Annotated in this window: 21 protein-coding genes; 16 read left to right on the forward strand and 5 right to left on the reverse strand. The window is 64.1% G+C overall.

All coding sequences use genetic code 11. The annotated features are described in order from the left end of the window. The first annotated feature begins 11 nt into the window (after positions 1–11). From NCS28_RS00745 to NCS28_RS00760, 4 genes are all read left to right on the forward strand, one after another. Positions 12–638, forward strand: a complete 627-nt coding sequence (locus NCS28_RS00745; RefSeq protein ID WP_250511979.1) for an ABC-type transport auxiliary lipoprotein family protein — start codon at positions 12–14, stop codon at positions 636–638. Positions 639–687: 49 nt separating this feature from the next. After that, complete coding sequence (locus NCS28_RS00750; RefSeq protein ID WP_250511980.1) at positions 688–1860, forward strand: VanZ family protein; 1173 nt, start codon at positions 688–690, stop codon at positions 1858–1860. Positions 1861–1931: 71 nt separating this feature from the next. Continuing rightward, positions 1932–2261, forward strand: coding sequence for a (2Fe-2S) ferredoxin domain-containing protein (locus NCS28_RS00755; RefSeq protein WP_250511981.1), 330 nt, complete (start codon positions 1932–1934; stop codon positions 2259–2261). After that, positions 2258–2893 (forward strand): alpha/beta hydrolase, encoded by a 636-nt coding sequence (locus tag NCS28_RS00760; RefSeq protein WP_250511982.1) that lies wholly within the window; start codon positions 2258–2260, stop codon positions 2891–2893. Before NCS28_RS00755 ends, NCS28_RS00760 begins: the two co-directional genes overlap by 4 nt. Here the strand turns inward: NCS28_RS00760 and NCS28_RS00765 are convergent. Next, positions 2890–3255, reverse strand: a complete 366-nt coding sequence (locus NCS28_RS00765) for a hypothetical protein (protein ID WP_250511983.1) — start codon at positions 3253–3255, stop codon at positions 2890–2892. The genes NCS28_RS00760 and NCS28_RS00765 overlap by 4 nt on opposite strands. Before the next feature lie 51 nt (positions 3256–3306). On the opposite strand from NCS28_RS00765, the gene NCS28_RS00770 reads away from it, so the two are divergent. From NCS28_RS00770 to NCS28_RS00780, 3 genes are read left to right on the forward strand one after another with little or no spacing between them, the layout of a single operon-like run. Further along, positions 3307–4521, forward strand: coding sequence for a D-alanyl-D-alanine carboxypeptidase family protein (locus NCS28_RS00770; RefSeq protein WP_250511984.1), 1215 nt, complete (start codon positions 3307–3309; stop codon positions 4519–4521). 49 nt (positions 4522–4570) lie between these two features. Next, positions 4571–5482, forward strand: coding sequence for a D-amino acid aminotransferase (locus NCS28_RS00775; RefSeq protein WP_250511985.1), 912 nt, complete (start codon positions 4571–4573; stop codon positions 5480–5482). Between the two features lie 23 nt (positions 5483–5505). Beyond that, positions 5506–5814, forward strand: a complete 309-nt coding sequence (locus NCS28_RS00780) for a DUF493 family protein (RefSeq protein WP_250511986.1) — start codon at positions 5506–5508, stop codon at positions 5812–5814. Here the strand turns inward: NCS28_RS00780 and NCS28_RS00785 are convergent. Continuing rightward, positions 5798–6751 (reverse strand): transcriptional regulator GcvA, encoded by a 954-nt coding sequence (locus tag NCS28_RS00785; RefSeq protein WP_250511987.1) that lies wholly within the window; start codon positions 6749–6751, stop codon positions 5798–5800. The genes NCS28_RS00780 and NCS28_RS00785 overlap by 17 nt on opposite strands. A gap of 123 nt (positions 6752–6874) precedes the next feature. Here NCS28_RS00785 and NCS28_RS00790 point away from each other — a divergent pair, with 123 nt between their 5' ends. The 6 genes from NCS28_RS00790 to NCS28_RS00815 all read left to right on the forward strand — a co-directional run bounded on the left by NCS28_RS00790 (position 6875) and on the right by NCS28_RS00815 (position 14140). Next, positions 6875–7201, forward strand: a complete 327-nt coding sequence (locus tag NCS28_RS00790; protein WP_250511988.1) for a DUF2917 domain-containing protein — start codon at positions 6875–6877, stop codon at positions 7199–7201. An 82-nt stretch (positions 7202–7283) separates the two neighbouring features. Next, the gene (gene lipB, locus NCS28_RS00795; protein ID WP_250511989.1) at positions 7284–8066 is read left to right on the forward strand and encodes a lipoyl(octanoyl) transferase LipB; all 783 of its coding nucleotides are present in this window, start codon (positions 7284–7286) and stop codon (positions 8064–8066) included. After that, complete coding sequence (gene lipA, locus NCS28_RS00800; protein ID WP_250511990.1) at positions 8063–9049, forward strand: lipoyl synthase; 987 nt, start codon at positions 8063–8065, stop codon at positions 9047–9049. Before lipB ends, lipA begins: the two co-directional genes overlap by 4 nt. A 429-nt stretch (positions 9050–9478) precedes the next feature. Next, entirely contained in the window at positions 9479–10768 is a 1290-nt protein-coding gene (locus NCS28_RS00805) for a dicarboxylate/amino acid:cation symporter (protein ID WP_250511991.1), read from the forward strand. Positions 10769–10781: 13 nt separating this feature from the next. Beyond that, a complete protein-coding gene (locus NCS28_RS00810; RefSeq protein ID WP_502801132.1) occupies positions 10782–12776 on the forward strand; it encodes a sensor histidine kinase in 1995 nt (664 codons plus the stop codon). A gap of 29 nt (positions 12777–12805) precedes the next feature. Then, positions 12806–14140: a sigma-54-dependent transcriptional regulator gene (locus NCS28_RS00815; protein WP_250511993.1), complete on the forward strand. Its 1335-nt coding sequence runs from the start codon at positions 12806–12808 to the stop codon at positions 14138–14140. A 51-nt stretch (positions 14141–14191) separates the two neighbouring features. Here NCS28_RS00815 and NCS28_RS00820 read toward each other — a convergent pair whose 3' ends face one another. Then, on the reverse strand, positions 14192–14731 hold the full coding sequence (locus NCS28_RS00820; protein ID WP_250511994.1) for a peroxiredoxin family protein: 540 nt from the start codon (positions 14729–14731) through the stop codon (positions 14192–14194). A 136-nt stretch (positions 14732–14867) separates the two neighbouring features. On the opposite strand from NCS28_RS00820, the gene NCS28_RS00825 reads away from it, so the two are divergent. Next, the gene (locus NCS28_RS00825) at positions 14868–15470 is read left to right on the forward strand and encodes a hypothetical protein (RefSeq protein WP_250511995.1); all 603 of its coding nucleotides are present in this window, start codon (positions 14868–14870) and stop codon (positions 15468–15470) included. A 379-nt stretch (positions 15471–15849) separates the two neighbouring features. Here the strand turns inward: NCS28_RS00825 and NCS28_RS00830 are convergent, their stop codons facing one another. Further along, on the reverse strand, positions 15850–17394 hold the full coding sequence (locus tag NCS28_RS00830; RefSeq protein ID WP_250511996.1) for a YifB family Mg chelatase-like AAA ATPase: 1545 nt from the start codon (positions 17392–17394) through the stop codon (positions 15850–15852). Between the two features lie 89 nt (positions 17395–17483). Next, the gene (locus NCS28_RS00835; RefSeq protein WP_250511997.1) at positions 17484–17750 is read right to left on the reverse strand and encodes an accessory factor UbiK family protein; all 267 of its coding nucleotides are present in this window, start codon (positions 17748–17750) and stop codon (positions 17484–17486) included. 444 nt (positions 17751–18194) lie between these two features. Here NCS28_RS00835 and NCS28_RS00840 point away from each other — a divergent pair, with 444 nt between their 5' ends. Further along, positions 18195–18533 carry a P-II family nitrogen regulator gene (locus NCS28_RS00840; RefSeq protein WP_014190273.1) on the forward strand — a complete coding sequence of 113 codons (339 nt, stop codon included), beginning with the start codon at positions 18195–18197 and terminating at the stop codon, positions 18531–18533. 31 nt (positions 18534–18564) lie between these two features. Then, a complete protein-coding gene (locus NCS28_RS00845; protein ID WP_250511998.1) occupies positions 18565–20040 on the forward strand; it encodes an ammonium transporter in 1476 nt (491 codons plus the stop codon). Positions 20041–20171 lie beyond the last annotated feature (131 nt).

Below are 20171 nucleotides of genomic sequence, written 5' to 3' on the forward strand. Positions count from 1 at the left end.
GAGAAAACGACATGGCAGACATCGACATGAAAGGAGCAGCCGCGGCGTTCTCGCTTGCTTGCGTCACGATGCTCGCGGGCTGCGGATCGACGCCGACCGCGATGCCGAACGCGCATTACGACCTCGGCGCCGCGCCTGTCTCCGACGCGACGGCCAGCGCCCTGCCGATGCCGCCGGTGAAGGTGCTCGCGGTCGCCGCGCCGCGCAGTCTGGAAACCGATGCGTTCGCGTATCGCCTGAGCTACGTCGACGCACAGCGCACCGGGAGCTATTCGGACAGCCACTGGACGATGCCGCCCGCGCAACTTCTCACGCAGCGTCTGCGCGATGCGCTCGCGGCGCGCGGCCCGATCCTGTCGGGCGCGGACCCGGTGCGCGCCGTGCCGCTGCTCGAAGTCGAGCTCACGAACTTCGAACAGGTCTTCGACGCGCCCGAGCAGAGCCACGGCCTCGTGTCCGTGCGCGCGACGCTCACGCAGCAAGGCCGCGTGGTCGGCCAGCGCAGTTTCGCCGCGAGCGCGCCTGCGCCGAGCGCCGATGCATCCGGCGGCGCGCGGGCGCTCGCGGCCGCGTCGGACGACGTTATCGCGCAGCTTTCCGCGTGGCTCGCCGCGCAACCCCTTCCCGCTACGCGATGACCTTCCGTTGTTTCACCATCCGCCCAGCACGGAGGCGCACGGGCGGCTCATGACGATCAAGCAATGGCAGCGCCGCCCGTCGGCGTTTTCCCGGCAGGCGCTCGCCGCATACGCGGCGCTCGTGGTCTACGGTTCGCTCTATCCGTTCTCCGGCTGGCGCTCGCTGGGCCTGAGCCCGCTCGCGTATCTCGCCGATCCGCTGCCGCAGTATCTGACCGTCTTCGATGTCGTGACGAACGTGCTCGGCTACATGCCGCTCGGTTCGCTGATCGTGCTCGCACTCTATCCGCGCTTTCGCGGCACGCCCGCGGTGGTCGCCGCGCTCGCCGGCGGCGCGCTGCTTTCCGGCACGATGGAAGCCATTCAGACGTATCTGCCGACGCGCGTCGCATCGAATCTCGATCTCGCCGCCAATGCGTTCGGCGCGCTCGTCGGCGGCGTGCTTGCCGCGCCCGCGACGAGCGCGCTGCTCGACCGCGGCCTGCTGCGGCGCATCCGCTTCACGTGGTTCGAGCGCGACGCGGCGTATGTCATCGGCTTGTCGGCGCTGTGGCCGTTCGCGGCGATGTTCCCCGCGCCGTATCTCTTCGGCGGCGGCGATCTGCCGCGCGTGCTGTGGGACGAGCTCGACCCGTCGATGCAGGACGCGATCCTCGCGTGGACGCCTGCCTCATGGGACCTCGAAAGCCGGCCGGACCGGCTCGGCGCGCTGCTGCCCGACGACGCGTGGGAAGCGCTGATCACGTCGACGAGCCTCTTCGCGGCGCTCGTGCTCATGACGCTGCTCACGCGCAAGCGCGCGCCGCGCATCCGGCTGATGCTCGGCCTCGTCGCGATCACGCTCTTCGCGAAAGCGGGCGCGACTTTCCTGCAATCGCGCGCGGGCCTGACCTTCGACTGGGCGACGGACGGCGCGCTCGAAGGCATCGCCATCGCGGTGACGGCGGGCGTATTGTCGGTTTCGCTGCCGCGCGGATTGCGCGCGGCGCTCGCGGGTGCGGCGCTCGTCGTCTCGCTCGCGATCGTCAACCTGCTGCCGGTGAATCCGTATTTCGATATCGTGCTCGCGGACTGGCGGCAGGGACGCTATCTGCATTTCAACGGGCTCGCGCACTGGCTCGCGTGGGTCTGGCCGTATGCGGCGCTCGGCTGGCTCGCGTCCGCGGCCGAGCGCGCGTGGCTTGCGCGGCGGCGTGCGCGCAAGGCGGGCCGGCCGGTGTGACGCTCCGAGCGACGCGGCGGGCACGAACATCGCTCGCTATAATCGACCGACACTCTCATCGCGCCAAGCTCATGGATTCCTTCTACAAGTACCACGTGTTTTTCTGCCTGAATCAGCGCGATGCCGATGCGTCGCGCCCGAGCTGCGCGAACTGCAACGCGCAGGCCATGCAGGAGCATGCGAAAAAGCGCGTGAAGCAGCTCGGCCTCGCGGGCGAAGGCAAGGTGCGCATCAACAAGGCCGGATGCCTCGACCGCTGCGAACTCGGGCCGGTCGTGGTCGTGTATCCGGAAGGCACGTGGTACACGTATATCGACGAAACGGACATCGATGAAATCGTGGAGTCGCATCTGGCCAACGGCAAAATCGTCGAACGTCTTCTCATCGATCAACCGGCATGAACGCGCAAACCGAAAAATTCCTGATCGACGGGCCGGTCGGCAAGATCGAATGCGCGCTCGACCGTACCGATTCCAATGGGCAACCCGCGCGCGGCATCGCGCTCGTCGCGCATCCGCATCCGCTTTTCGGCGGCACGATGGACAACAAGGTCGCGCAGACGCTCGCGCGCACTTTCGTGCAGCTCGGCTACGTGACGTATCGCTCGAATTTTCGCGGCGTCGGCGCGACGGGCGGTGAGCATGACAACGGCATCGGCGAGCAGGACGATCTGCTCGCGCTGATCGACCACATGCGCGCGCAACCCGGACAGGCCGACGTGCCGATCGTGCTCGCGGGCTTTTCATTCGGCACGTTCGTGCTGTCGCATGTCGCGAAACGCATGCTCGAAGCGGGCAAGGAAATCGAGCGCATGGTGTTCGTCGGCACGGCGGCGAGCCGTTGGGAAGTCGCGCCCGTGCCGGACACCACGCTCGTGATTCACGGCGAAGTCGACGACACCGTGCCGATTCAATCCGTCTACGACTGGGCGCGGCCGCAGGAACTGCCGGTCGTCGTGATTCCGGGCGGCGAGCATTTCTTTCACCGCAAGCTGCATATTCTCAAGCGCGTGATCGTCGACGCGTGGCGCTAAGCGTACTTATCCGACGCGCGTCGCAAGGTCGATGAAGGACTTTGCGAGCGCATCGTTGCATGATCGGTAAAAGCGGCTAAGCGCAGCCCGAAAAACGTTAAAACGCGCGGCAGAAGCGCGGATTCGAAGGAAAACGGAAGCGGGCCGCGCGTATAATGGCGCAGAATTTTTTCGCTGTTTCCGGCCGTGCGATGCTCCGCCGAACTTCTCGCGGTCATCGAAACGCCGGCTTCCGAGAACCGTTTTCGCGTCCGTCTGTCGAACGAGCGCTTTTCGCCGCGGCGCCGCGCGTGCCGCAGTCCTGGCGACGAGCCCGACCGGCAGCGACGGTCAGCCTGTTCAACCCGTGCTTCGCCGATCATCCGATCCCCGATCGTCCTCGTCGCAGCCTGCTTTTTCCGCCGATCGATCCTATGCGCTTTGTCCCTGCCGGCCTGTCTCTTCCTTCTGTTTCCATCGTTCATCATCGCGCCATCAAAGCCGCATTCGTGCTGCCGGCCGTGCTCGCCGCCGCGAGCGCCTTCGCGCAAGTGCCGCCGCCCGACGTGACCGCGCGTTCGTGGGTTCTCGTCGACGCCACCAGCAATCAGGTGCTCGCGTCGGGCAATCCCGATGAGCGCGTCGAGCCCGCATCGCTCACGAAGCTGATGACCGCGTATCTCGTCTTCGACGCGCTGAAGGCGAAGAAGATCAACATGGATCAGACCGTCATGCCGAGCGAAGCCGTGCGCCGCGTGCGCACGGACGAATCGCGCATGTTCATCGAGGCGAACAAGCCGGTCACCGTGCACGATCTCGTCTACGGCATGATCGTGCAGTCGGGCAACGACGCGGCCATCGCGCTGGCGGAGCTCGTCGGCGGCAGCGAAAGCAACTTCGTGCAGTTGATGAACGCGGCAGCGAAGCGCATCGGCATGACTCACACGAACTTCGCCGATGTGAACGGCATGCCCGATCCGCAGCACTACACGACCGCCGGCGATCTCGCCGTGCTGTCCACGCGCCTCGTGCGCGACTTCCCCGAGTACTACAGCATCTTCTCGGTGAAGGAGTTCACGTACAACAAGATCAAGCAGCCGAACCGCAACCGCCTGCTGTGGCTCGATCCGACCGTCGACGGCCTCAAGACCGGCCACACGAAGGCCGCGGGCTATTGCCTGATCGCGACCGCGAAGCGCTCGCTCGTGGGCGTGCCCGATGCGAGCCGCCGTCTCGTCGCCGTGGTGATGGGCGAGCCCAAAGAGCACAACCGCGTGCAGGACAGCCTGAAGATGCTGAACTACGGCTACACCGCGTACGACGCACTGCGTCTGTACAAGGCGAATCAGGTGATCGAATCGCCGCGCGTGTACAAGGGCGCCGCGGACAACGTGCAGGCGGGCGTCACGACGGATCAGTACATCACCGTGCCGAAGGGTTTGGGCGAGAAGGTCAAGCCGACCGTCACGCACAACGATCTGATCGTCGCGCCGATCAAGAAGGGCCAGCAGATCGGAACCGTCAAAATGATGGCGGACGGCAAGGAAGTCGCGCAGTTCCCGCTCGTGGCGCTGCAGGACGTGCCGGAAGCGGGCATCTTCGGCCGCCTGTGGGATTCGGCGCTGCTCTGGTGGCAGAAGCGCAAATAATCGAAGTCAGCGAAGTTTGAGCGACAGTTTTGAGAAAGGAGCGGTCCCGATGAGCCAAGCCGAAGTTTTCGATCCGACGGTTTATCTGAACGGCGAGTGGGGGCCGCTTTCCGAAGCGCGCATTCCCGTGCTCGACCGCGGGTTCATCTTCGGCGACGGCGTGTATGAAGTCGTGCCGCTCTACGCGCAAGCCGATGGCGCGCGTCTGCCGTTCCGGCTCAAACAGCATCTCGCGCGGCTGAATCGCAGTCTCGGCAAGATCCGCATCGACAATCCGTTCGACGACGCCGGCTGGCGCGCGTTGATCGATCGTGCGATGCGCGAAAACGCCGGCAACGGCGACGCGCTCGTCTACATTCAGGTCACACGCGGCGTCGCAAAGCGGCGCGGGCATGCGTTTCCGGCGGGCATCACGCCGACCGTGTTCGTCATGCTCGGTCAGCTCGTCTTTCCGAGCGAGGCGGATCGCGCGCGCGGCGCGGTGGCCGTGACCGCCGAAGACAAGCGCTGGCTGCATTGCGACATCAAGTCGGTGTCTCTGCTCGGCAACGTATTGATGGCGCAGCACGCCGCCGAAAACGACGCGCTTGAAACCATCCAGTTGCGCGACGGCTTGCTTACCGAAGGTTCGTCCTCAAATGTGTGGATCGTGAAGGGCGGCACGCTGCTGGGCGCGCCGCGCGGACCGCGCATTCTCGAAGGCATCCGCTACGGGCTGATTGCGGAACTGGCGCGCGAGGCGGGCATTCCGTTCGAGGAGCGCGACATCACGGAAGCCGAATTGCGTTCGGCGGACGAAATCATGATCAGCTCCGCGACCAAGGAAGTTATGCCGATCACCACGCTCGACGGGAAATCCGTCGGCGACGGTCGTCCCGGTCCGGTCTATGCTGCTCTGTACGACGCCTATCAGCGGGCCAAGGCGCGCGAGTTCGCGGAAGAGGCCGCGCGAGCCAAATAAGGCGCGAAGTGGAGGAGAACACCATGTCCGACAAGCCACGATCCACCGATCCAACCGATTCCGCCGCGCACAGCGCCGACGAGCTGTTCGACTTTCCCTGCGATTTCCCGATCAAGGTGATGGGCAAAACGCATCCGGAATTCCACGACACGATCGTGAGCCTGCTCAAGGAGTTCGACCAGGAATTCGACGCATCGCGCGTGGAGGCGCGTCCGTCGTCCGGCGGCAATTACACCGGCCTCACTTGCACGGTGCGCGCGCAAAATCGTCCGCACCTCGACGACATCTATCGCGCGCTCACCGGCCACCCGATGGTCAAGGTAGTGCTTTGAGCTTGCCCGCCGGCGCGTCGCACACCGCCGGCGTGCGCTCGTAGAGCAGCCTGAACTGCTCGGCTTCCTCGAAAACCCATTCCCTGAACGCCTGCACGCGCTTCGTCTGAAGAAGCGCCGTCGGGCACACGAAGTAGTACTTCCACGGACTCGGCCCGTCGACGTTGAACAGCCGCACGAGCCGTCCCGCGATGATCTCCTGCATGGCGAGCGAGCGCCGCACGAGCGCGACACCCTGTCCGTCGATGGCCGCCTGAAGAAGATTCGACGAATCCTCATACAACACGCCGCGCTTCGGCTCCGGAAGATCCGTGAGTCCGGCCGCGTCGAACCACGGGCGCCACAATTCCTCGTCCGATCGCAAGAGCGGCGTAGTCGCCAGATCGCGCGGCACGCGCGGCAACTCGCCGCCGCGAAAATTCGGCGCGCACGCGGGGAAGAACACCTCGTCGAGCAATTCCTCCGTGTGCAGACCCGCGTACTTGCCGTAGCCGAAACGGATCGCGACGTCCACATCGTCGCGGTTGAAATCGGTGAGCGCGTTCGTCGACAGCAATTCGAGATCGATTTCCGGATGCTTTTCGATAAACCGGCCCACGCGCGTCGTGAGCCACCGCGCAGAAAACGACGACAGCATCGACACGATCAAGCGCCGGTCGCGATCGCCCGAGCGGATGCGGCGCGTCGATTCCGCCAGCGCGACGAGCGCCGCGCGCACTTCCGCGGCGTATTGCTTGCCGCGATCGGTGAGACGCACGCGCTTGCCGTCGCGCGCGAAGAGCGACACGCCGAGCTCGGCCTCCAGCGCGCGAATCTGATGGCTGACCGCGCCGTGCGTGACGAAAAGCTCGTCGGCGGCGCGGGAGAAGCTCTCGTGACGGGCGGCGGCCTCGAAGGCGCGCAGCGCGTTCAGGGCGGGAAGCTGTCGGAGGTCCATGTGGATTGTCGGCGTTGTCGTTGTCAAAACAGCTCACATAGCGGTGAAAATTGATCGTTTTGTCTGGTGCCTTGCCACGCCTAGGATTGTAGTCATCGAAACGTTCCTTTGGCGGAGTGGATCATGCGAGAAATTTCAACAAGCGTCACGTTCGAAATCAAGCCCGGCGAAACCGTGCCGATGCGCATCGCGCGCGGCACGCGCCTGACGGTCCACGGCAGCGCCGTCTGGGCGACGCGCAGCAACGACATAGAAGACTACTGGCTCGTCCCCGGCGACAACCTCAAGCTGCGCGAACGCGAGCGGCTCTGGCTGTCCGTCGAGGGCGACCGTCCGGCGCACGTCGTCTTCACGATTCTGCCGCGTTGCGACGAGCGTGCGATGCACTGGATGTCGACGCGCATCGAGCGTCTCGCGCAACGCCTGCGCGCCGGATGGCGCACCGTCTGACTCAACTATTCGAATTTGCCATCGAAGGCATGCGAATTCACCATCGGCGGGCATGGGGCTATTTGGGTAAACTACCGGCACCATGTCCGCCACACCGCTCGCAGTCCCACAAGAAATCGACGACGCGCCCGACACCGTGCTCAGTTCCGGTGAGTTTCCGGTCGCGCTGCGCTGGCGCGGCCTCGAGCCGTACAGTCAGAGCTTCGACGCGATGCGCGCCTTCACCGAAGCCCGCACGCTCGACACGCAGGATGAAATCTGGCTCGTCGAGCATCCGCCGGTCTTCACGCTCGGGCTCGCGGGCGATCCGGCGCATCTTCTGCTCGCCGAAAGCGGCATTCCGCTAGTCAAGGTGGATCGCGGCGGACAGATCACTTATCACGGGCCGGGACAGATCGTCGCTTATCTGCTGATCGATTTGCGCCGCCGCAAACTCACGGTGCGCGAGCTTGTGCGGCGCATCGAAGAGGCCGTGATCGAAACCCTCGCGACGTATAATCTCGCGACCGACCGCAAGGCCGGCGCGCCCGGCATCTACGTCGCGCGGCCATCGGCGCGGCACGCGGAACCAGGCACGAACGTGCGTTCGCACGAACGTCACGAGGGCGCGAAAATCGCCGCGCTCGGACTCAAGATTCGCAACGGCTGCAGTTATCACGGCGTGAGCCTCAATGTGAGCATGGACCTGCAGCCGTTCCTCGCAATCAACCCGTGTGGCTACGCGGGGCTCGAAACGGTCGACATGGCGACGCTCGGCGTCGCGGCCGACTGGCGCGACGTAGCTCTCGTGCTGGCCGTTCGGCTGGCACTTCAAATCGGCGGCCTCCCCGCAACTGCCGCCGCAACAACCGGATCGACCGAATGACTGACGCAACCGCAAACCTCGCCGGCGATACCGCTGCCCCTGCTTACGACGCCACTGCAAAGCAAAAGGCACAAGCGAAGACGTCGCGTATTCCGATCAAGGTCATCCCGATCGAGAAGCTGAAGAAGCCGGAATGGATCCGCGTGCGCACGGCGACCGGCAACTCGCGTTTCAACGAGATCAAGCACATCCTGCGCGAGCACAATCTGCATACGGTGTGCGAGGAAGCGAGCTGCCCGAACATCGGCGAATGCTTCGGCAAAGGCACCGCGACGTTCATGATCATGGGCGACAAGTGCACGCGCCGCTGTCCGTTCTGCGACGTCGGCCACGGCCGCCCCGATCCGCTCGACGCCGACGAGCCGCTCAATCTCGCACGCACCATCGGCGCGTTGAAGCTGAAGTACGTGGTGATTACGTCCGTCGATCGCGATGATCTGCGCGATGGCGGCGCGGCGCACTTCGTCGAGTGCATCAAACAGGTTCGCGAGCATTCGCCGGAAACGCGCATCGAAATCCTGACGCCGGACTTCCGCGGCCGTCTGGATCGCGCGATCGGCATCCTCACCGCGGCTCCGCCCGATGTCATGAACCACAACCTCGAAACGGTGCCGCGTCTCTACAAGGAAGCGCGTCCGGGTTCGGATTATCACCATTCGTTGAAGCTCCTTAAGGACTTCAAGGCGCTGCATCCGGAAGTCGCAACGAAGTCGGGCCTGATGGTCGGTCTCGGCGAGACGGAAGAAGAAATCCTCCAAGTGATGCGCGATCTGCGCGCGCACGATGTCGACATGCTGACGATCGGTCAATATCTGCAGCCGTCGGAGCACCATCTGCCGGTGCGGGCGTACGTGCATCCGGATACGTTCAAGATGTACGAGGAAGAGGCGTACAAGATGGGCTTCACGCACGCGGCGGTCGGCGCGATGGTGCGCTCGAGCTATCACGCGGATTTGCAGGCGCACGGGGCGGGCGTGGTTTGAGCGCTTCCGTTCTTGTCTGAGAACGAGAAACCCACGGAACACCGTGGGTTTTTTATGACTCAAGAAACGCCGCGTCCGTCCAGATCGCCGGACGCCCCGATTCTGGATTTCCGGAAACTCAGATTCCGGCTACTCGCGCGGCGGAAAATGCTGCAACGAATCAACGAGTTAGAAAGAAATCAAACTGGCATCGCCCTTGCAATATAAGTGGCACGGCCCATGAGCCGCCCATAAAAGTCAAGGAGACAAGCCGATGACCCCTCTCGCATCCAAACGTCCCTGATCCGTCGACGAAGCGGCTATCGCTTACGCGGCGCGATTCGGCGTGCGCATCCCACAGATTCATCCGCGCATTCAGAAAGCATCCGCAGGTTCAAGCTCGCCGCTGGCCGTACCTCCGCCAATCGCTAGTCATTGCCTGGAAACATCGTGAAAAAACCTATCCATAAAGTCCTGTACGTGCAGGTGATCGCGGCCATCATCATCGGCATCGCGCTCGGGCACTTCTCTCCCAATCTCGCCACCGACATGAAGCCGCTCGGCGACGGGTTCATCAAACTCATCAAGATGGTGATCGGGCCGATCATCTTCTGTACCGTCGTGACCGGCATCGCCGGCATGGAAGACATGAAGAAGGTCGGACGCGTCGGCGGCAAGGCACTCTTGTATTTCGAAGTCGTGTCGACGTTCGCGCTGATCCTCGGTCTCGCCGCGACGCACATCCTGAAGCCCGGCGTCGGCTTCAACGTCGATCCGTCCACGCTCGACCACAAGGCCGTCGATTCCTTCGCGACGAAGGCGCACGGCCAGAGCACGGTGGACTTCTTCCTGCACATCATTCCGGACACGCTGGTGTCGGCGTTCGCGCAGGGCGAAATCCTCCAGATCCTGCTGATCGCGCTGCTGTTCGGCTCGGTGCTCGCGCATATCGGAGAGCGCGGCAAGGTCGTGACGAATTTTATCGAAGGGCTGTCGAGCATCCTGTTCGGCATGGTCGGCATCATCACAAAGCTCGCGCCGATCGGTGCGTTCGGCGCGATGGCGTTCACCATCGGCAAGTACGGCATCGGCTCGCTGCTGCCGATGCTCAAGCTCATCGGCACGTTCTATCTGACGTCGATCATCTTCGTGATCGTCGTGCTCGGCGCGATAGCGCGCATGGTCGGCTTCTCGATCCTGAAGTTCGTCGCGTACATCAAGGAAGAGATGCTGATCGTGCTGGGCACGTCGTCTTCGGAAGCGGCGCTCCCGCAACTGATGCTCAAGCTCGAAAAGCTCGGCTGCTCGCGCTCGGTCGTGGGTCTTGTCGTGCCGACCGGTTACTCGTTCAACCTCGACGGCACCAACATCTACATGACGATGGCCGTGCTGTTCATCGCCCAGGCGACCAACACGGACCTCACGTGGGGCCAGCAACTGACGCTGCTCGCGGTGACGATGCTGACCTCGAAGGGCGCGAGCGGCGTGACGGGCGCGGGCTTCATCACGCTGGCCGCAACGCTCGCCGTCGTGCCGACCATTCCGCTCGCGGGCATGGTGCTGATTCTCGGCATCGACCGCTTCATGTCGGAATGTCGCGCGCTGACGAACATCGTCGGTAACGGCGTGGCGACGGTCGTCGTGTCGGCGTGGGAGAAGGAACTCGACCGCAACAAGCTGAAGGCGGCGTTGTCGCGCGATGTCGACGTGACAGACCGCAACGAAGCCGAAACGGTCTGAGCGCGAGCGCATCATGAACGCGGCGAAGCCTCGATCCACGAGCGCTTCGCCGCGTTCGCTTTCTGGCTCGTTCTCGAAGCCTTATCCCGAAGGCGCGTATGCCACAATGACAGATCCTCACTCGCGGGATTCTGCTCACGTGTCGCGTCGCATCCTCGTGTTTTTCGCGCTGTGCGCCGCGCTCGTGGCCTGCTGCGCGCTGGCGTGGCATTTCGCGTGGCAAAGCGGCATGGACGAATTGAGGCTCAATGCGGCCGCGCGCGTCGATCGCACGACGAACACGCTCAAGAGCACGCTCGACCGCTACGAATATCTGCCGTATTTGCTGTCGCGGCATCCTGTCGTGCAGAACGCACTCGATCATCCCGATCAGGCCAACGTCGAACGCGCGAACCGCTATCTCGAAGATCTCAACGCGCGCGCGCATGCCACGGTCACGTATCTGATCCGCGCGAACGGGATCAGCGTCGCCGCGAGCAACTGGAACGCGGCGGACAGCTTCGTCGGCGTGGACTATAACTTCCGGCCGTATTTCATCGATGCGATGAAAGGCGGCGTCGGCCGCTTCTTCGGTATCGGGACGATTTCCATCGAACCCGGCTATTACATTTCGCAGCCGGTGTATCACGAAGGCACGCGCGAGATCATCGGCGTCGTGGTCGTAAAGCTCAATCTCGAATGGCTGCAAGGCGCCGATGCGTCCGAGCCGCTCATCGTCACGGACGATCACGGCGTCATCTTTCTGTCGTCGGTGCCGGCGTGGAAATATCACACGGTGCGGCCGCTGCCGCAGAACGTCGAGGCGTCGGTCTACGCGACGCGCCAGTACGCGCAGCAGGCGATCACGCCGCTGCCGATGACCGTCGTGAAGACCTTCGAAGGCGGCGCGCAGATCGTGCGCGTCGGCGGCGGGCGCAAGGCGCCGGTGTTTCTCGCGACGCATCGTTCGATCGGCGAGCCGGACTGGCAACTGATCACGATGGCTGCGCTCGATCCCGTCGAAAGCGCCGCGCAGAACGCGGTCATCGTCACGGCGCTCGTGTTCGTGTCGCTGTGCCTGCTCGCGTTCTACTGGCGCATGCGTCGCGCGCGCGTGCGCGAGATGATCCGCAGCCGCGAGTTGCTGCAGACCGCGTATGCCGAACTGAATCGGCGCGTCGCGGAGCGCACGGCGGATCTGTCCGAAGCGAATGCGCAACTGACGAAAGAGGTCAACGAGCGCACGCGCGCGGAGCAGGATTTGCGCGCGGCGCACGACGAGCTCATTCAGGCGAGCAAGCTCGCCGCGCTCGGCCAGATGGCGGCGGGCATCACGCACGAACTGAATCAGCCGCTCGCCGCGTTGCGCAGTTTCTCCGACAACACGCGCGTGCTGATCGAGCGCGGCGATCAGGCGGCGGCGCGCGAGAATCTCGAAGCTATCGCGTCGCTGACCGAGCGCATGGGCAACATCACGAATCAGTTGAAGCTCTTCGTCACGAAGGCGCGGCCGAAGAACGCGCGCGCGGATGTCGCACGGGCGCTGCGGCAAGTGTTCTCGATGCTGCGTCCGCGCATGAAAAATGTCGTCGTCGATATCGCGCCGGAGCTTGCGGAAGGCGGCGCGCCCGTCTTCGTGCGCTGCGAGGATTTGCGGCTCGAACAGGTGTTCATCAACCTGATCGGCAATGCGCTCGATGCGGTCGCGTCGTGCGACAAGCCGCGCATCGTCATCGAACTGAATGCGCTCGCGGACACGATCGAACTCGTCGTGCGCGACAACGGCCCCGGCATTCCCGCCGACGCGCTGCCGCGTCTCTTCGAGCCGTTCTTCACGACGAAGGAAATGGGGCAAGGCCTAGGCCTCGGACTCGCAATTTCATCCGCGATCGCGCGCGATTATGGCGGCACGCTGCTCGCGCGCAATCGCGAGGCGCCGATCGTCGCCGACGGACCCGAAGGCGGCACCCAGGCCGACGCGGACGGATCGTACGGCGCAGAATTCGTATTGACGCTGCGCCGCGCGTAGCATTCGAAACGTTGAATCGAGACCAGACAATGAGCACCGGCTTGCAGGTGATCTTCATCGAAGACGACGAACTCGTGCGCCGCGCGAGCGTGCAGACCCTGCAACTCGCGGGATTCGACGTGACCGGCCACGGCAGCGTCGAATCCGCCGCGCGCGCGATCGACGCGAGTTTTCCTGGCGTGATCGTGAGCGATATCCGTTTGCCCGGCGCGAGCGGCCTCGATCTGCTCGCGCAATGCCGCGAGCGAGCGCCCGAAGTGCCGGTGATTCTCGTCACAGGCCACGGCGATATCTCGATGGCCGTGCAGGCGATGCGCGACGGCGCGTACGACTTCATCGAAAAGCCGTTCGCCTCGGAGCGGTTGATCGAAGCGGTGCGCCGCGCGCTGGAGCGCCGTTCGCTCGTGCTCGAAAATCAGGCGCTGCGGCGCGAACTGGCGGGGCAAAGCCGCATCATCGGTCGCAGCCCGGCGATCGAGCAGGTGCGTCGGCTGATCGTGAACATCGCGCCGACGGATGCGTCCGTGCTCATCAACGGCGATACGGGCGCGGGCAAGGAACTGATCGCGCGCAGCCTGCACGAGATGTCGCCGCGTCGCGACAAGCCGTTCATCGCGGTCAATTGCGGGGCGCTGCCGGAGCAGATGTTCGAATCGGAGATGTTCGGCTACGAGCAGGGCGCGTTCACCGGCGCGCAGAAGCGGCGCATCGGCAAGCTGGAACATGCGTCGGGGGGCACGCTTTTTCTCGATGAAATCGAGAGCATGCCGCTCTCGTTGCAGGTCAAGCTGCTGCGCGTGCTGCAGGACGGCGTGCTGGAGCGGCTCGGCTCGAATCAGCCGGTGCGCGCGAATCTGCGCGTCGTCGCGGCCGCGAAGGGCGACATGAACGAACACGTCGCCGATGGCACGTTCCGTCGCGACCTGTTGTACCGGCTGAACGTGGTGACGATCACGCTGCCGCCGCTCAACGAACGTCGCGAAGATATCGTTCCGCTCTTCGAACATTTTCTGCTCGATGCCGCCGTGCGCTACGAGCGGCCCGCGCCGCTCATCACGGATCGTCAGCGCGCGGATTTGATGCAGCGCGACTGGCCCGGCAACGTGCGCGAGCTGCGCAACGCGGCGGATCGCATGGTGCTCGGCATTCTCGACGACGGCGGCGCGGCCGCACTCGATATCTCGACGCAATCGCTCAAGGAACGCACCGAGCAGTTCGAGCGTGTGGTGATCGCGCAAGCGCTGGAGCACTGCGGCGGCGCGGTCGCGGTCGCGGCGGATCGGCTGCAGCTCGGCAAGGCGACGCTGTACGAGAAGATCAAGCGGTACGGAATCGTCGTGAAGGGCGATTCGTCCGAGCGATAAAAAAAGCCCGCTGGTCGCGCCAGCGGGCTTTGTTCTGCTTTCTGGAAGGGCTTACGCCGCCGAACCGAGCGCCTTGTCGAGCAGCTGATCCAGTTCCGCGAACGTCGGCTCACCGACGTAGCGCTTCAAAATCTTGCCGTTCTTGTCGATGACGAAGGTCGTCGGCGTCAGTTGCACGTTGCCGAACTGCTTCGCGGCGCTGCCGTCGTCCATCGCGACCTTGAACGGCAGATTGCGCGTCTGCGCGTAGTTGCTCACGTACATCGGCGCGTCGTAGTTCATCGCGACCGCGACGAATTCCAGGCCGCGGCCCTTGAACTTGTTGTACGTGTCGATCATCTGCGGCATTTCCTTCATGCAGGTCTCGCAGCTCGTCGCCCAGAAGTTGACGAGATAGACCTTGCCCTTGAGATCGCCGGATGTGGAAATCTTCTGTCCCGAAAGCAGCGTGAACGTCGCGTCCGGCACCTTTTGCTGGCCGCCGAAGGCGAAATACCCGGTGCAGGCGATCACGCCCGCGACGAGCGCCATCACGATATAGCGCAGCGGGCTCTTCGCGCGCGCGGACGTGTCTTGCGTGGATTGGGACATTGGGAACCTCGTGTTGCTCTTGCATACGGCGGAGACTGCTGCGTATTTTAGCGCCAATTTCGGGATGGGTTCGTGACGCGCCGATAAGCCCGGCATTGCAGCGCGATAATGATGGTTTTCACGCAAGTGGTGCTTCATGAAGCGAGTTTTCTCCGTGTTTCCGTTCCTTTTGAATCGCGCGGCCGCGCGCTTTTGTCCGAACATCGTGTCGACGGGCAAACTGGTGTGCGCATCTGTCGCATGCGGCGTGTTGCTGGCGTGCACGCCGTCCTATGACTGGCGCACCGTGATGAACAACGACGACGGCTACGAAGTGACGTTGCCGGCGAAGCCGCGTTCCGACGAGCGAAAGATCGAGATCGCCGGCCAATCGATGACGATGCGCATGCAAACCGCCGAAGCCGGCGATGCCGTATTCGCCGTCGGCACGGTGGTGCTGCCGAACGCCGATCCGCAACTTCAGCGGGCGACGCTCGATTTCCTTCAGCGAGGGCTTGCGCGCAACGTCAACGCGCAACCCGCTGCGCGCGCGACGCAAATCGACCTCGCCGCCGGTGGACGCGTGCTGGGAAGCGAGATGGAAGTGAAGGGCGAAGGTGGGGATAAGCGCGAATCGCGAACGATCCAGGCGAGATTCGTCGCCCGCGGCGCGCATGTCTATCAGCTGGCAATCGTGTCGGACAAAGAGCCTCCGCGAGAGCAGGCGGACCAATTTTTTACGTCCTTCAAACTCTTTTAGAGGAAGGCCTCGAATTTCTGCATGCGCTGATTTAAGAACGCCTTGGTCTGCTGAAACGAATCCAAGTTCCTTCATAAGTTTACGCGCTAATTGCCGGATTCGTATGGACTTTTTCCGCTATCCACAATCTCTGTGGATAACATTGTGGAAAAGAGTGTGCGGTAGCGCGCAAAAGCCCGATTCATGCGGTTTACGTTAGTTTGCCTTCGTTCGTGGCAAGTTAAATAGTTCAATAAAATCAATGGTCTGCAAAATCGGCGAGAAACGGGGCTTTGATCGGACGAAAAAGCGCCCCGGATCGCTTCAATGTGTATAAGTCAAGTCTTGACAAGCGATTTTCCCCTAGCAGGGCGCGGACCAGAGCACGCCCGGGCAGCCGTCACGCTGTCGTGAGCAGCCGCCGGTATTGAACTGCCTCGGCGACGTGCGACGCATCGGGCGAATCGGCGCCGGCGAGATCGGCGATCGTCCGCACGACCTTGAGCACGCGGTAGTAGGCCCGCGCCGACCAGCCGAAGCGTTCGCCCGCCGCGCGCAACAACGCTTCGCCGGCGGAATCGGGGCGGCAGACTTCGTCGGCTTCGCGGCCGTTAAGATCGCGGTTGATCTTGCCCTGTCGGTGCGTCTGAATGTCGCGTGCCGCCGCGACGCGTGCCGCGACCTTTGCGCTCGACTCGCCACGCTGCACGCCGCGCGCCGACAATTCCGCGGGCGACAGCGCCGGCAGTTCGATCTGGATATCGATGCGGTCCATCAGCGGACCCGACAGCTTGCGCAGATAGCGCGCGGCGACATCCGGCGAGCAGCGGCAGCGTCCGCTGGGATCGCCGCGCCAGCCGCACGGGCACGGATTCATCGCGGCGACAAGCTGGCAGGCGGCAGGGAAATCCGCCTGCTGCGCGGCGCGCGAAATCGTGATTTGCCCGACTTCGAGCGGCTCGCGCAGCGTTTCGAGCACTTTGCGGTCGAATTCGGGAAACTCGTCGAGAAACAGGACGCCGAGATGCGCGAGCGTGATCTCGCCCGGCTGCGGCGGATTGCGCCCGCCGACCAGCGCCGCCGCACTCGACGAGTGATGCGGTGCGCGAAACGGCCGCCTCCGCCACTGCTCGGGCGTGAAGCCGATCGAGCTCGCCGAGAGGATCGCCGCGGAGGTGAGCGCTTCGTCGTCGTTCATCGGCGGGAGAAGGCCCGGCAGGCGCGCGGCGAGCATCGATTTTCCCGCGCCCGGCGGCCCCACCATCAGCAGATGATGGCCGCCCGCCGCGGCGACTTCCAGCGCGCGCCGCGCGGCGGGTTGGCCGATCACGTCGGCGAGATCGGCGGCGGGCGCGGCTGTCGGGGCAAGCGGCACGGCGTGCACTGGCCGCAGCCGCGCATCGGGAACATCGTTCAGATGCGCGCAGAGCGTAGGCAAGTCCGCCGCGCCGAAGACTTCGATGCCGGGCACGAGCGCCGCCTCCGCCGCGCTTGCGAGCGGCACGTAGATCTCCGGGATGCGCGTGTCCGGATCGCGCGTCGACGCGTAATGGCGAGCCGCGCCGCAGACCATCGCGAACGCGCCGCGCATCGGACGCAGGGCGCCGGTCAGCGACAACTCTCCAGCGAACTCGCGATGCTCGAGCGATTCGGCCGGAATCTGCCCGCTCGCGGCAAGAATGCCGAGGGCGATCGGCAAATCGAAGCGGCCGCTTTCCTTGGGCAGATCGGCGGGCGCGAGATTGACGGTGATCCGGCGGACGGGAAAGTCGAAACCGCAGTTCTGAAGCGCGGCGCGCACGCGCTCGCGGCTTTCGCGGACTTCGAGATCGGGCAGGCCGACGATGGAAAACGACGGCAACCCGTTGGCGAGATGGACTTCGACGACGACTTCGGGCGCGCGCCCAGGAGCGGGCGCGCGGCTGCGGACCACGGCAAGCGACATGATTTCACCTGAAACGGCGCTTCGAGCACGCCGGCAATAAAACTAGAAACTCACGGCTCGCTAGCCGAGGGATGCGATGAGACTGGCGCTCAGTCCTGCGTGGTGCTGGCGCTTCCGGCCGCGAGACGCTGCTCCAGTTGCGCGACGCGCTTTTCGAGTTCCTCCAGACGTGCGCGCGTGCGCACGAGCACTTGCGTTTGCGTGTCGAATTCCTCGCGCGTCACGAGATCCAGCTTCGAGAACCCCTGCGAGAGCATCGCCTTCATGTTTTTTTCGACGTCTTTCGCGGGCGAATTCTTGAAGAGCTCGCTCATCTTCTGCTGCAGATCGTTGAAAACGTCGTTGGGCTGCTTCATCGTTTCTCCCTTCTTGCACAAAAAAAGTGCATTCATTGTTAGGTCAGTGCCCCAAATTTTCGAATGTTCGAAATTGGTGCGCGCCGCTGACTGTGCAGACGCGCCGTGGAACACCGCTGAGGCGCCGCGATTTTAGCGCTGCCGCACGCTCGCGTTGTCCGCCCATGCCCCTTTTTGCGGGACCTTGCGACCACTCTAGCAACGAACCCACCCCGGCGCCAGCACGTGCGACGCGCGTTGGCCATTCGGACGACCCTTCGACGGGAGGTTTCCGTAAATCGCCCAAACCCGCATGAACACTCGCATGGCATACGAGTTGCATAACTGGCGCGGACCTTTTCTGCACGCTCTCTGAGCGGCCCGGCAGGGCAGACGTCGCGGTAACACCCAGCGCATCCCGCTTTAGACGGCATCGAAGGATCAGCACACCACAGCGAGGGACACATGAAGCTCATTACCGCAATCATCAAGCCGTTCAAGCTGGACGAAGCGCGCGAAGCGTTGTCGGCCATCGGCGTCTCGGGCATCACGGTGACCGAGGTGAAAGGCTTCGGCCGACAGAAAGGGCACACCGAGCTTTACCGGGGCGCGGAGTACGTCGTCGACTTCCTGCCGAAAGTGAAGATCGAGGCGGCCGTTTCGGACGACATCGTCGATCAGGCGATCGAGGCCGTCGAACGCGCCGCGCGCACGGGAAAGATCGGCGACGGAAAGATCTTCGTCACCGCGATCGAACAGGTCATTCGCATCCGCACCGGCGAGACCGGCGCCGACGCGCTCTAACAAGAAATTGGCGATAAGAGGAACCAGAAGAATGCGTAACTTTTTGATGTCACTGCTGGTGGCGGGCGCGCTGGTCGGCGCGAATGTCGGCACCGCTCTCGCCCAGGATGCGTCCGCTCCGGCCGCTGCCTCGGCACCCGCGTCGTCCGATACCGCCGCAAGCGCACCGGCCTCCGCCAACACGGCGATGGCGTCGTCCGCGGAAGCCGCATCGGCAGCGGCGGCAGCGTCGGGCGCATCCGACGCAGCGCCCGCCGCCCCGACCGAACCGACCATGGTCGATTCGTCCAAGATCAGCTCGGGCGACACCGCCTGGATGCTGACCTCGGTCGCCCTCGTGCTGTTCATGACGATCCCCGGTCTCGCGCTCTTCTACGCGGGCATGGTGCGCAAGAAGAATGTCCTCGCCACGGCGATGCAGAGCTTTGCGATCTGCTGTCTCGTGACGATTCTCTGGACCGTCGTCGGCTACAGCATCGCGTTCACGCCGGGCGGTTCGTTCATCGGCGGCTTCTCGCGCGTGTTCCTGCACGGCTTGGCCTACATCAAGGGTGACAAGGCGACCACGCTCACCGTGAGCCACCTCGCCACGACCATTCCGGAGTCGGTCTACTTCGCGTTCCAGCTGACGTTCGCGGTCATCACCCCGGCGCTCATCACCGGCGCATTCGCCGACCGCATGAAATTCTCGGCGATGCTCGTGTTCATGACGCTGTGGTCGCTGATCGTCTACTCGCCGATCGCGCACATGGTCTGGGAACCGACCGGCTGGCTGGCGACGGCTGGCGTGCTCGACTTCGCGGGCGGCACGGTGGTTCACATCAACGCCGGTATCGCGGGCCTGATGTGCTGTCTGGTGCTCGGCAAGCGCGTCGGCTACGGCCGCGAAGTGATGGCTCCGCACAACCTCGTGCTTTCGCTGATCGGCGCATCGATGCTGTGGGTGGGCTGGTTCGGCTTCAACGCGGGTTCGGCAGTCGCCGCTGACGGCCGTGCCGGCTTCGCGATGCTCACGACGCAGATCGCCACGGCGTTCGCCGCATTCGGCTGGATGTTCGCGGAGTGGATCACGAAGGGCAAGCCGTCGGTGCTCGGCATCATTTCGGGCGCGGTCGCGGGTCTGGTGGCGGTGACGCCGGCGTCGGGCTTCGTCGGCGTGACCGGCGCGATCGTGATCGGCATCGTCGCCGGCGTGGTCTGCTTCTGGTCGGCGACGTGGCTCAAGCACAAGTTCAACTACGACGACTCGCTCGACGCGTTCGGCGTGCACGGCGTGGGCGGGATCATCGGCGCGCTGCTGACGGGCGTGTTCGCGGTGAAGGACATCGGCGGTTTCGACGGCAGCGTGCTCGTGCAGGCGAAGGGCGTGCTCGTCACGCTGGTCTACAGCGGCCTCGTCAGCTTCATCCTGCTCAAGATCATCGACATGACGATGGGCCTGCGCGTCACCGAAGAACAGGAACGCGAAGGTCTCGACGTCACGCTGCACGGCGAGCACGTCGAATAAGGAATTCGTCGCAGCCGGACGTTCGGAGGACGACCGGTTCGACGCAACGAACGAGCGCAGCGACTTCGCCCGCCTTCATGGCGGGCATTTTTTTGCCCGACCGCTTTTCGTCGGGTTTTCGTCGATGCCGC

The organism is Caballeronia sp. INDeC2 (assembly GCF_023631325.1).
Taxonomy (GTDB): Bacteria; Pseudomonadota; Gammaproteobacteria; order Burkholderiales; family Burkholderiaceae; genus Caballeronia.